Origin of the sequence: Nonomuraea sp. NPDC049649, assembly GCF_040675175.1 — a bacterium.
Taxonomy (GTDB): Bacteria; Actinomycetota; Actinomycetes; order Streptosporangiales; family Streptosporangiaceae; genus Nonomuraea.
Genome location: NZ_JBFAOH010000043.1, coordinates 1 through 12,401 on the forward strand (window position 1 = coordinate 1; position 12,401 = coordinate 12,401).

Sequence of the window (12,401 nt, forward strand, 5' to 3'; positions counted from 1 at the left end):
GGTCGCGTTTGTCATCTCTCCAGCGGGGTGCCCTCTTCCGCCTGCCCGGGCCAGGGGTGGGGCCGTCTCACCAGTCGAGAACGCATCGGCCTTGGCCATGCTCCAGCGACGGCGATGGTTGTCCACAGGGACGGGAATCCATGCCTTTGCCGTCAACCCGCGGGTCTAACCTCGCTCCGGGCGTTACGTTGGCGCCCGAATCCGACCGAGGAGACGACCCATGCGGATCATGCTCACCGTGCTCGGCGAGCAGGGCGATCGTGACGTCGTGATCAACGGTGACGACGACGCCACCGTGGCCACGGTGAGCGCCGCCCTCGGCGATCTGGGGCCGCTCGCCCCCGTCGTCCGCCTGCCCCGGGCCCGGGCGCCCTACGGCATGTCCCCCGACCCGGCCCACCGGGCGCCCTCCGCCCCCCACCCGTCCCCGCTGCGCGGCACCGGCCTGCGCGGCGTGCCCGGCCAGCGGCGTCCCGCCCACGACATGGGCCACCGGCCCGCCCCGCCCGCCGAGGCCGCCTTCCTCTGGCACAACGGCCGGCCTCTCGACCCGCGCGCCCCCGCCCGTGCCGTGCTGCGCGACGGCGACAAGGTCACCCTCGACGCGCGGCTCGCCCGTACCACGATCGTGGAGGAGCCCGCGGGCGTGGCCGAGGTCCGCGTGGTCGGCGGCCCGGCCGCCGGGGCGGTGCACCGGCTCGGCCTGGGCGCGCACGTCATCGGCTCCGACCCCAGGTGCGCGATCGCCGTGGCCGACCCCGCGCTCGCGCCCGAGGCCGTCGTCGTCCGCGTGACCCCCGACGCCATCACGGTGGAGCGGGCCCTGCGCGCCGCCCCCGAGCAGGCGCGGCTCAGGCTCAAGGGCCGCTGGGCCGACGAGGTCGCCGAGATGTCCGCCCGGGTGGCGGAGCGGGAGGCCGCCGAGTTCGCCGCCGAGGCCGGCCTGCCGCCGCCCGAGCTGGGCTCCGAGCCGCTGGGAGAGGCCGTCGAGTGGCCCGGCGACACGCTGCTCTCCTGCGGCTCCTCGCTGTTCACGCTGACCGCCGTCGAGCCGCGAGACGCCCACCTGACGCCCCGGCTGGAGGGCGGCGTCGCCTACAACCGGCCGCCCCGGCTGCGCCGTCCCGATGTGCGTCGTACGTTCAAGAAGCCCAAGGAGCCGACCCGGGCGGAGGGCATGCGGCTGCAGCTGCTGGCCGCGTTCCTGCCCGCCGTCGTCGGGGTCACGCTCGCGTACGTGCTCGACCAGTGGTACTTCCTGCTGTTCGCGCTGATGACGCCGGTCATCATGATCGGCCAGTGGTGGAGCGACCGCCGCCACGGCAAGAAGCAGCACCGCAAGGCCATGAAGGAGTACCGCGCGCAGCTCGCCGCCTACGACGAGGAGGTGGAGGCGGCCAGGGCCGCCGACGAGCGGCGGCGCCGGTCCGACTCCCCCGACCCGGCCCAGGTGCTGCTGACCGCCATCGGCCCGCGCCGGCGGCTGTGGGAGCGCCGGATCCACGACGACGACGCGCTCAAGCTGCGGGTCGGGCTCGCCGACCTGCCCGCCGACCTGGAGCTGAGCGAGGAGCAGGGCGGGGCGATCGACCCGCCGCTCTGCCGGGCCGTGCCGGTCTCGCTGCCGATGCGCAGGCTCGGCGTCGCGGGCGTCACCGGCCCCCGCGACGCCGCCACCGGCCTGGCCGGATGGCTCGTCGGCCAGGCGGCGACCCTGCACAGCCCGCGCGACCTGGCCATCGTGATCCTCTCCGCGCACCCCGACGGCGAGCGCCGCTGGGGCTGGGCGCGCTGGCTGCCCCACTGCGCGCCGCGCGGCGGCGAGGAGTGCCTGGCGCTGATCGGCGCCGACCCGGAGTCGGCGGCCAAGCGGGTCGCCGAGCTCGTCGCCCTCATCGACGAACGCCAGAACACCGCGATCCCCGAGCTCGGCAAGGTCCCGACCGGCTGGGACGACCTGGGCGGGCCGGAGCCCCCGGCCTTCGCCGCGTTCGACACCCGCCCGTACGACGTGCTGGTCATCGTCGACGGGGCCCAGGCGCTGCGCGGCGTGCCGGGCATGCCGCAGGTGCTGCGCCAGGGGCCCCGGGCGGGCGTCTACACGCTGGCGCTCGACGAGGACCAGCGGCTGCTGCCCGAGGAGTGCGCCACGGTCGCCGACTGCGGCGACGGCGACCAGGTGGTGCTGCGCGGCGGCGGGCTCGACGTCATCGGCCCCGTGCTGGCCGACCTGGTGCCGCCGTCCTGGTGCGACCGCCTGGCCCGGGCGCTCTCCCCCATCCGCGACGTCAGCAGGCAGGACTCGGAGGGCGCCCTGCCCGACTCGGTGCGCCTGCTCGACCTGCTGGGCCTGCGCTCCGCCACCGGCCGCGAGCTGGCCGCCCGCTGGCGCGACCGGGGCTCGACCGAGGCGGTCATCGGCATGGACGCCGACGGCCCGTTCGCCGTCGACCTGCGGGTGGACGGCCCGCACGCGCTGATCGCGGGCACCACCGGCGCGGGCAAGTCCGAGCTGCTGCAGACGCTCATCTGCGCGCTGGCCGTCGCCAACCGGCCCGACCAGCTCACGTTCGTGCTGATCGACTACAAGGGCGGCGCCGCCTTCAAGGAATGCACCCGCCTGCCGCACACCGTCGGCATGGTCAGCGACCTCGACGGCCACCTCACGCAGCGCGCCCTCGACTCGCTGGCGGCCGAGATCCGCCGCCGCGAACGTCTCCTGCTCGCCGCCGGGGCCAAGGACATCGAGGACTACGCGGGGGCCGAGCCGATGCCCCGGCTGGTGCTCATCATCGACGAGTTCGCGGCGCTGGTGGCCGAGCTGCCCGAGTTCGTCGCGGGCCTGGTCGACATCGCCCGGCGGGGGCGCTCACTGGGCATCCACCTGATCCTGGCCACCCAGCGGCCGGCGGGCGTGGTCACGGCCGACATCCAGGCCAACACCTCGCTCCGGATCGCGCTGCGGGTGACCGAGCCCGCCGAGTCCTCGGACGTCATCGACCTGCCCGACGCCGCCCACATCTCGAAGAACACTCCCGGGCGCTGCTATGTGCGCTCGGGGATGGGGGCGGCGTCGGCGGTGCAGACGGCCCGGGTCGGCGGGCGGGCCCCGGCGGCGGCCGGCCCGCACGACAAGCGGGCCGCGAGCGTCCGGGTCATCGACGTCGGATGGCGCGAGGTGGGGCGGCCGCTGCCCCGGCCGCCGGAGCCGGAGGAGGACGCGGAGGTCACGGACCTCACGCTGGTGACGGACGCGCTGATCGAGGCGGCCCGGCTGGCCGGTGTGCCCGCCCAGCCCAGCCCCTGGCTCGACCCGCTGCCCAGCCACCTCGTCCTGCCTCTGCCCGACACCGCCTCCGCCGGGTCGTCCTCACCGGACTCGGGCGCCGGTGCTGTGCCCGGAGTGCCGCCACTTCGAGCTTCGGGGGTTCCGTTCCGTGGTGAGGCCGGTCCTGCCCTGGTGAAGGGGCCTGCCGAGGAGGAATTCGGCGAGGTGGCGCCGGTGCCGTTCGGGATCACCGACCGGCCGTGGGCGCAGGACCGGCGGCCGCTGACGCTCGACCTGGCTCACGGAGGGCACCTGCTGATCGCGGGTGCCGCGCGCAGCGGCCGGTCGACGGCGCTGCGGACCATCGCCGGGTCCATTGCGGCGCACGTCTCCCCCGCCGACGCGCACGTCCACGCGATCGACTGCGGGTCGGGGGCGCTGCTCCCGCTCGTGGCGATGCCCCACTGCGGGGCGGTGGTGACCCGTGACCAGCTCGACCGGGTGGAGCGCCTGCTCACCAGGCTCCGGGCCGAGGTCGGCCGGCGTCAGCAGCTGCTCGCCGAGGCCGGGCACGCGTCCCTGGCCGAATACCGGCAGGCGGGTCACCGGCTTCCCTGGCTGGTGTTCATGCTCGACCGCTGGGAGGGGTTCGTGGCCGCGTTCGAGGGCTACGACTACGGGCGGCTCATCGAGGCGCTGCTCCAGCTCCTGCGGGAGGGCCCGGCCGTGGGGTTGCGGGCGGTCATCACCAGCGACCGGTCGGGGCTGCTGGGGCAGGTGTCCACGATCTTCGAGGACCGGCTGCTGCTGCGCCTGTCCGATCCGGCCGACTACGGGCTGGCCGGTTTCCCGGTCAAGGGGCTGCCTTCGTCGATTCCGCCCGGCCGTGCGCTGTCTCTCGGCGACCACGGCATCGTCGAGCACCACATCGCGCTGCTCGCCTCCGATCCCGCCGGTCCCGCCCAGGTTGCCGCGTTGCAGGCGCTCGCCCGTACCGCCGCCGAGCGGATGGCGGGCGGCGATCGGAGCGGTGCGGGCGGCGGGCTGTGGCGTGAGGTCGGTGAGAAGCCGCTGCGGGTGGATGCGCTGCCGATGCGGGTCACGGCGGCGGAGGCGCTCGCCCTCGACCCGTCGTTCAGCCCGCCGTCGCCGCTCTGGGCGCTGGTGGGGGCGGGCGGCGACGCGCTCGCGCCGCTGGGGCTCGACCTGCTGGCGCACGGGCCGGGCGCGGTGATCGCCGGTCCCTCCCGTTCCGGCCGCTCGTCCGCGCTGATGACGGCGGCCCGGTCCCTGATGTCGCGGGGCACCCCGGTGATCGCCGTGGCCCCGCGGCGCAGTCCGCTGCGGGAGCTGGACGGGGCGCTGGCGGTGCTCGGCGGTGACGCGACCGACCTCGCCGAACTGGTCGCCGACCTGAGCCAGTACGTGGTGCTGGTGGACGACGCCGAGCTGGTCAACCCCGACTCGCCGCTCGGGACCGCACTGGAGGAGGTGCTGCGTTCCGGCCGGGACGGCGACCACGGGCTGCTCATCGCCGGGACGACCGGGGACCTGGCCGTCGCCTACCGCGGGTTCGTCGCGGAGACCCGCAAGTCCCGTACGGGGGTACTGCTCGCGGTGCAGGGCCAGGCCGACGGCGACCTGTTCTCCATCCGCCTGCCGCGCGGCACAGCAGGAGGCCCGCCAGGCCGGGGCTTCCTCGTGACCACCGGAAACATCACCCCCATCCAGACCGCCCTCCCCAGCCTGGGGTAAGCGGATAGAGCCAGGCCCAACCCGGCAAGCAAAGCCGGACAGCGTCAGCCTGACCCAGCCAGACGCGTGAAGCCGGGCGGCGTCAGCCCTAGCGCCCGGCGGGTGAGGCCGAGCGGAGTCAGCGGGTGCGGCAAGTCGACAGGTGGCTCCGGGCGGCGTCAGCCGATCCTGCTGCTGACCGAGCCGGTGTCGTCGCCCCAGACGTCGTCGTCCTCGTGCAGCCAGGTCGTCGACTCACGGTCCTTCGACTCACCGCCGCCGCCCGCGCCGCCCGCGCCGCTCATCGGGAGGAAGGGCATGCCGCCGCCGACACCGGTGCCGGCGCGGGTGCTGAGGCTGGTGGGCTGGCCAGGGACGACTCCGCCGCCCGTGCCGGTGCCGCCGTAGGTCCCGTACGTGCCGGGCGTCGTCGGGTGAGTGGGGGCGTTGTAGCCGGAAGTGGTCGACGTCGGTGACGTGATTCCGGGGGTGGTCGGCTTGTAGTCCGCCAGGCTGGTGGTGGAGCCGGCCCCGTCCCCCGACGGATCGCGGTTCAGGCCGGGAGTGTCACCGACCGACGGCGGGGTGCCCGCGCCAGGGTAAGTGGGGACGTCCGTGCCGGAGGGGTTGGTGGAGCCCACCGGGGTGGTGCTTCCCGGCGGCACCGTGGTTCCGGGTGGGTAGCTGCCGTTCGGGTCCACGCCAGGGGTGCGGGCGAAACCGGTGCTCGGGTCGTACGCGCCGAGGTCTGGACCGTTGACGGCGCCTACACTGTTTCTGCCCCCGCTCAAGTCGGCTCCGCCGTTAGAGGGAAACGTGTAACCTCCGGTGTTGCCGGTGGTACCGGAAGGGTACGGGATCTGCGTCGGCTCTTCCGCTGGGGGCTTTGGAGGGCTGATTTTACGCAAACCGGTCTGGATGGACTCTGGGATGTCTCTGTACACGCTGTCGAGGTCACTGGTGAAGATGAGCAGGTGCTGACCAGCGTGGTGGTTCGGCGATCCCCATTTGCCCGTGGCGTTGTCGCCGTTGTGATAGCCGGTGTAGGTGGCATAGAAGTCCGGGATACTGTCATTCCAGGTACCACCCAATAAGCCGCCCTGCGGGACCCAGGTCGACATGATGCCCTTCACCGGATCGTTGACGAATGCCTGATGCCTGGTCACCACAGTGGCCAGGTTGTCAATGGGCGAATGCATCTTCTTGAGCTTCTCGGACAGCTCGCCCATCGTCTGGTACAAGATGCCGAGCGCTGTCTGGGCTTCTACCGCGGCTTCGCCGCCCCACACTTCGGCGAGCTTCACGGCTTCTTTCCTGATGGCCTCCCTGGCCGTCTCGACCGCATCCGAAGCGTCTTTGTAGCATGTCGCCGCCTTGCTGATGGTCTGAGAATCGAGACCTTGGATGAGGTTCACGACCTCGGCGACGTTGCGATTCTCGGTATCCGCACCATAAACACTGCATGTGTTCTTGATGACGTGCTGCTTGAATTCGGTGTCACCCATCCGGATCAGGCCCCTAGATTGGCTATGTTCGTCACCCGGTAGGTGCCTGCCCCCTCTTCCACCAAGGTGATCGCGGTGGAGAAGTTCTCCAGAACGTCCTCGTAGACGTCGAGGAACGCCCGTTCCGCGGACTCCAGCGTGGTGGCGAACTCCTCGCCGCCTTCCCAGCGATCGACGGTCTTCAACTGCGTGGTCACCAGCGAGAGCGTGCCGTTCACGCTCAGGTCCTGAATCGAGCCCGAGCGCGTGCCGTAACCACCACCGCCGATGGGCTTCATGATCTCGCGTAGCTCCTTGGCGATGGCCGCGATCTTCTCGGCGTCATACTCGACGCCGTCGTCCTCGGGGTCCAGCCCCGGCCAGTCCTCAGGCGGTCGCGTTAGCGTCACGAAACCTCCCCGTTCGGTACTCGATCAAGCACTTTAGTCGAAGAGTTCCTTTGCCGCACAGAAGACACATAGTCAACTTGCGTAACATGTGGCGCTATGCAGACCCAGAAGGATCTTTACCAGGCGCACCGTCTCATGACTCAGCGCCTGGGTCTGGCGCTGATGCGGGGCGAGCCGGACCTCCCCGAGTCGCCGATGCGCCGGCAGACCGTGGCGACGTTCGCGGGGATCCTGGTGGCCGTCCTGGTCACGGCCGCGTTCGGGATCTGGGGGCTGCTGAGCCCAGGGAACGCCACCAAGCTGACCGACCCCGGGCAGTTGCTGGTCGAAGAGGAGACCGGCGCCTCCTACGTCTACAACCAGCAGACCGGCAGGCTGCAGCCGGTGGCCAACTACGTCTCCGCACGGCTGCTGCTCGACAGCGACGACGTCAACGTCAGGGCGGTGTCGGCCGCGTCGCTGGCCGGCTTCGCCCGCGGGCAGGAGGTCGGCATCCAGGGGGCGCCGAACTCGCTGCCCGACAAGGAACGACTGGTCAAAAGCCCGTGGTCGGTGTGCGTCGTGGAGGGGGCCGACGCGGCTGGAGTGCGCAGGCCGTTCGTGACGCTCGTGGCCGGAACCGAGCTCGGCGGGACGCCCGTGGGCGACGAGGCGCTGGTCGTCAGCGACGGACAGCAGAACTGGGTGCTCTGGGCCAACCAGCGCATGCGGGTGGCGAACGTGAACCGGCTCACCGACCAGACGCCGCGCCGTGTCCCCGCCGCGTGGATCAACGCCATCCCGGCGGGCGTGGACTTCGTCGCGCCCAAGATCGCGCAGCGTGGGAAGAGGGTGAAGGGGCCGGACGGCAGGGCGTCGCGGGTCGGGCAGGTGTACAAGGTGGAGTCGGTGGCGGGTGCGGCCGAGCGGTGGTACGTGCTGCTCGCCGACGGTCTCGCCCCGATCGACCACACGCAGGCGATGCTGCTGCTCCTGGACCCGGCCAGCAAGGCCGCCTACGGCAAGCGGCCGGTGCGGGAGACGGCGATCGACGCGGCGACCGCCAACGCCGCCAAGGCCTCCGCGCGGCGCCTGCTCGACAGCGGGCTCCCGGCCACCATGCCGAGCTTCCGCTCGCCCGGAATGTCGGCGCCGCTCTGCGCGGTGTACGCGGACACCGTCAGGGGCTCTGCCAAGGCCGTGCTGACCACGGGCAGCCGGATCGGCATCCCGACGCCGGGGGCGAGCGCCGGCGGGGACAAGGTCGACCAGGTGCTGCTGCCGCCGGGCGGCGCGGTGCTGGCGGGAGTCCTGCCGGGTGAAGGCCAGTTGTCCTCGGTGAACCAGTACTGGCTCGTCACCGACCAGGGCAAGCGGTTCCAGCTGACCTCGGCGGATCTGGTGAGCAAGCTCGGGTACGACGCGGAGGACGTCGCGCCGGTCCCCGCCCACCTGCTGCGGCTGATCCCCGACGGTCCGGTGCTGGACCCGGCGGCGGCCCGGACGCCGGTGCAGGAGGTGCAGCCGATCCAGCGGCAGGCCGGTCAGTGAGCTTCTGGCTCGTCCAGCTCTTAGACCGGGGTCGCCGCCCCTCCGGAGTTCGTCGAGCCGTCCTACTGACTGGAGCCCTCTGACTCCGTCGAGCCGTCCGGCTTCGTGGGGCTTTCGCCCTCCGCCGGTGTGAGCGTGCCTGACCTTTCGTCGTACTCCATGCCGACGTTCATGAACGGCATCTTCATGCTCGACGGGTCCGTGGGGTCACCCTTCATCGACGTGTCCCTCGGGACGGGGTCGAGGGTCGGGAACATCCGGGCAGTGGTGTGGGTGTAGGCCACGACCCCCGTCATGACCAGGGCAAGGATGCCCATCGCCCTGACGTTGTTCGCGAGGATTTTTCTGAGGGCCGCGAGAATGGCCTTGCCCAGAGCAGCGCTCAGGCCGTACACGGTCACGGCGGCGACCGGATGCCAGCGGGTCGCGAAGCAGAAGACACCCCAGGCGAACATGACAGCCGCGATGCCGAATACGACCCAGGAGACGATTTTGAGAAACTCGGCCGTCGAGGAGACGGAACTGCCGGTCTCGTTCCGGATCTCTTTGAGATCCCCGATCGATGCTACGAAGTTGCTGTGGACCTGCTCGAATGACTGGAAAGCGCCCCCTTCCCAGGTGGCCTCTTTCTCCAGCCGCTCCTTGAGCAAATTCAGCTCTCGTAACAGCTGGTCGAGCTCCTCGGTCACCCCATCCTCATCACGGGTACGCCAGTTCTTGGCGGAGTCCGCCATGCCATCGGGGTTGGACACCAGGGTGCCGATCGCGATGGCGACGTAGAACGCCCAAGGTTGGGCGATCATGAACGCGGCCGCAGTCGACATGGAGGCAGCGGCGGCGAAGGCGTTCTTGCTCACAGCTCCTCCTGCCCGATCACCTGAGGCGCGATGTCCTCGTCGCCGCCCCAGACGCCCTCGTCCTCGGACAGCCCGACGGTCTTGTCGCGGTCGCGTTCCTCGTTGTTGCCCGCGCCCGCGCCACCCATCGGCATCATGGGCATCATCGGCATGCCGGGCCCGCCCGCTCCGCCGCGGAGTCCGGCCGCGGCGCCGGGGGCGAGGCCGTTGCCTCCACCGGTGCCGGGCACACCGGAGATGGGATTCCCGGTGCGGGTGTTGAGGCCGGTGACCGACGGATCGGCGGACGCCATATTCGGCGTGGTGGGGTTGTAGGACGACAGATCGGTCTTGTTCGGATTCAGTGCGGCGTCGAGGTCGGGAACTCGGGTGTTCACCGGGTCGGTGCTCGGCAAGTTCTGCTGCGGCAGATCAGTGCCAGGAAGACCGGTGCCCGGCAGATCCACCCCGGGCGGATTCGTCCCGGGCAGGTCGCTGCCCGGGAGATCGGTGCCGGGAAGGTCAGTACCGGGAACATCCGTTCCAGGAAGATCTGTGCCGGGCAGCTTCGTTCCCGGCAAATCTGTCTTGGGCAGGTCTGTTGTGGGCAGACCGGTGCCGGGCATCTGCGGACCCCCAAGGCCTGGCATGTCGCCGAGCCCATCGGGCAGCCCACCCTTGCCGCCTGGCGGCCCTCCGCTGTCGTCGTCGGCCTTGCGGTAGTTCTCGTCGGCCGACTTGAGCGCGCCTTCCCAGCTGGCCAGCGCTGTCTTGGCGCGCTCCAGCACCTTGCGCTGGGAGTCGATCGCCGATTCGTGCGCGCTGTGGACGCCGAAGCCGAGTACCCCGAAGTGGGGCCACGGCACGCTCAACGTGTCCGCTTTCCCTTCGAGATTCTGAAAAAGGCCAACGTTGCCCTGAATTTGCCCGCTGACGCGGTCAAGTCCCCCCTTGGTGAAGGAGATGTTCGACGACGGCTTGCCGTCGGGGCCGAACGAGGGGAAGGAAGGCCAGTTGTCGCCCATCAGCTCATCCGATCACGGGGTCCGTCGTGTCATGGGCGGTCGTCCAGCAGTTGGGGTCTTCCGAGAGGTACGTGGTGCGCTCGAGGTCGCTGTGGCCGCCTCCGCCGCCCGCGCCGCCGCCCATCATCGGCATCATCGGCATGCCGCCCGCCATTCCCGGGGCGCCGCGCCCGCCGGCCAGCATCGAGACCTGACCGGGGCCGCCGACTCCCGGTGAGCCGATCACCGAGGGGGTGCCGGGGGACGAGCCGATCGGGGTGAGCACGCCGGGCGGGTTCACCGTGGGGGTCGTCGGGGTGAAGGTCGTGGGGGTGACGGTGTTGGGCGGCGGGGTGAACGCCAAGTCCGTCCGGCGCGGGTCCACCGGGTTCCTGCCGTCGGTGGTGGTCTGGTCTTCCCCTCCGATCACCGGCGGTGTGGTGCCGTCGTCGGGCTGCGTGTTCTGGCCCGGGTCCTGGAATTCGGGCGAGGCCGGGTCCTGAGCGCCCGGGGGGGTGGAGCCGTCCGGGTTGGGATCGGAAGAGCCGTCTGGGTCGGAGCCTCCTGGGTTCGTCCCGCCCGGGTCCGTCGCGCCGGGGTTCGTTCCGTCCGGATTCGTACCGCCCGGATTCGTCCCGCCGGGGTACGTGATGCCCGGAGTCGTGCCGCCCGAGGTCGGTCCTCCCTGGGTCGTGCCGCCGCCGCCCGTGGGATCGCTCCCCAGCGAACCGAAGGTGGGGCCTCTGCCGCCGGAGCCCGTCGGGTATCCCGGATCGCCGTAACCGCCGGAGCCTCCGGGAAGGCTGACCGTCGGGAGCTCGTACATGATGTACTGCGGAACTTCGAAGTTGTAGATCGAGACGATCTCGGTGTTGAGCTTGTGCAGCGCTTCCTGTGCCGCCTTGTCCCTGGGACTGTCGATCAAGTTCCAGCTGTGCCCGGAACCGTAGGCCGTGTGGTTCCCGGACCCTGATGTCCAGATCGGCGTCTTCTGGGCTTCCTCCTTGGCCGTCGTGAGGTCGTCGGCGTACTTGGTCAGCGCGCTGCCCATCTTCTGCATCTTGTCGGCCAGTTCGAGGCCGGTGGCGTGCAACAGCAGCAGCGCTTCGCGGGCCTTGGCCGCGTCCGGCCCCTTCCAGATCTGGGAGATCCTGGCGGCGTGCGTCTCCAGTGCGCTGACGGCCTGATTCACCTTGCCGGAGGCGAACGTATACGTCTGGCCGGAGCCCCTGATGTAACCCGGGTCGGTGTTGCTCAGCCAGCTGTTGATCTGCTCGTAGGACGCTGTCGGCTTCTCACCCGACGGCGCCTTGGTGTAGGAGGGGATGACGACCGTTTCCCGCTTACTCACCTGGCGTTCACCCCTCGTTGGCTACGCGTGCGCCGTCGTGGTTGTCGGCACTGGCCTCGACCGCCTCGACCACGCTGGTGTACGCGTCGATGAACTTCTGGTAGACCTCGGCGAACTTCTTGCCCGCGTTGTGCGAGCCGACCGTCTCCGCGAGGGCGGACGCGTCGGGCCAGCTGCCGATGTGGGTGGTGGTCAGCGGGATGTCGCTGTCCGTGGGCTCGCTGGCGGTCGAGATCTGGTTGACGTTGCCATTGGGCCGCCCGCCGTTGCCCAGCATGGCTTCGAGGTTGATCCTCAGTTCCTCAGCGATGGCCCGGATGTCGGACGGCGAGTTCTCTCGCTCGTCGAAGAGGCCGGAATCGATCGGAAGGTCAACTTCATCCCCAGGCGGGACACCCATGCTCCGTCATGCCTTTCCCTAGCAGCAAGACTCTCGGCCACCGCCGACCGTACGATGACCGAGAGGTGGTACGAATCGACTAGTCAGTCCAGATGCTGATGTTGCGCCGCTCGGCTTCCTGGTAGTTGCCCTTGGCGACGTTCACCGCCGACGCGGCCTGGAACAGCTGCTGGCCCATCGCCTTCTCGTGGGCGTTCCACTGCTGCCGCTTGGTCTCGAAGAACTTCTCGGCCTCGCCTTCCCAGCTGGACCCGAGTTCGCGCTTGATGTCCTGGTAGAGGTCGTCGGTGGCCCGGTCGAGCTCGGTGACGATCTTTTTGAGCTCCTCGTAGGCATGCTCCATCGAGCCGAATCGGACATACGTGTAGTCGTCAGCCGTCATGG

General features: G+C 70.6%; 9 protein-coding genes. 2 read left to right on the forward strand and 7 right to left on the reverse strand.

The window, feature by feature from the left end; genetic code table 11:
- Positions 1-220: 220 nt before the first annotated feature.
- Positions 221-5,023 carry an FtsK/SpoIIIE domain-containing protein gene (locus AB0J42_RS32340; RefSeq protein ID WP_364301218.1) on the forward strand — a complete coding sequence of 1,601 codons (4,803 nt, stop codon included), beginning with the start codon at positions 221-223 and terminating at the stop codon, positions 5,021-5,023.
- A 158-nt stretch (positions 5,024-5,181) separates the two neighbouring features.
- Here the strand turns inward: AB0J42_RS32340 and AB0J42_RS32345 are convergent, their stop codons facing one another.
- Both AB0J42_RS32345 and AB0J42_RS32350 read right to left on the reverse strand, forming a co-directional pair.
- Positions 5,182-6,507, reverse strand: coding sequence for a hypothetical protein (locus tag AB0J42_RS32345; RefSeq protein WP_364301220.1), 1,326 nt, complete (start codon positions 6,505-6,507; stop codon positions 5,182-5,184).
- A 5-nt stretch (positions 6,508-6,512) separates the two neighbouring features.
- Positions 6,513-6,896 carry a hypothetical protein gene (locus AB0J42_RS32350; protein WP_364301222.1) on the reverse strand — a complete coding sequence of 128 codons (384 nt, stop codon included), beginning with the start codon at positions 6,894-6,896 and terminating at the stop codon, positions 6,513-6,515.
- A gap of 96 nt (positions 6,897-6,992) precedes the next feature.
- Between AB0J42_RS32350 and eccB the strand changes: the two genes are divergently transcribed.
- A complete protein-coding gene (gene eccB / locus AB0J42_RS32355) occupies positions 6,993-8,426 on the forward strand; it encodes a type VII secretion protein EccB (protein ID WP_364301224.1) in 1,434 nt (477 codons plus the stop codon).
- Between the two features lie 62 nt (positions 8,427-8,488).
- Here eccB and AB0J42_RS32360 read toward each other — a convergent pair whose 3' ends face one another.
- The 5 genes from AB0J42_RS32360 to AB0J42_RS32380 form a co-directional block, all read right to left on the reverse strand.
- On the reverse strand, positions 8,489-9,283 hold the full coding sequence (locus AB0J42_RS32360) for a hypothetical protein (RefSeq protein ID WP_364301226.1): 795 nt from the start codon (positions 9,281-9,283) through the stop codon (positions 8,489-8,491).
- Positions 9,280-10,287: a hypothetical protein gene (locus AB0J42_RS32365; protein WP_364301228.1), complete on the reverse strand. Its 1,008-nt coding sequence runs from the start codon at positions 10,285-10,287 to the stop codon at positions 9,280-9,282. The genes AB0J42_RS32360 and AB0J42_RS32365 overlap by 4 nt, the downstream gene beginning before the upstream one ends.
- A 4-nt stretch (positions 10,288-10,291) precedes the next feature.
- Positions 10,292-11,617 carry a hypothetical protein gene (locus AB0J42_RS32370; RefSeq protein ID WP_364301230.1) on the reverse strand — a complete coding sequence of 442 codons (1,326 nt, stop codon included), beginning with the start codon at positions 11,615-11,617 and terminating at the stop codon, positions 10,292-10,294.
- Positions 11,618-11,624: 7 nt separating this feature from the next.
- Positions 11,625-12,017: a hypothetical protein gene (locus tag AB0J42_RS32375; RefSeq protein ID WP_364301232.1), complete on the reverse strand. Its 393-nt coding sequence runs from the start codon at positions 12,015-12,017 to the stop codon at positions 11,625-11,627.
- Positions 12,018-12,096: 79 nt separating this feature from the next.
- Entirely contained in the window at positions 12,097-12,399 is a 303-nt protein-coding gene (locus tag AB0J42_RS32380) for a WXG100 family type VII secretion target (protein WP_364301234.1), read from the reverse strand.
- Positions 12,400-12,401: the final 2 nt, after the last annotated feature.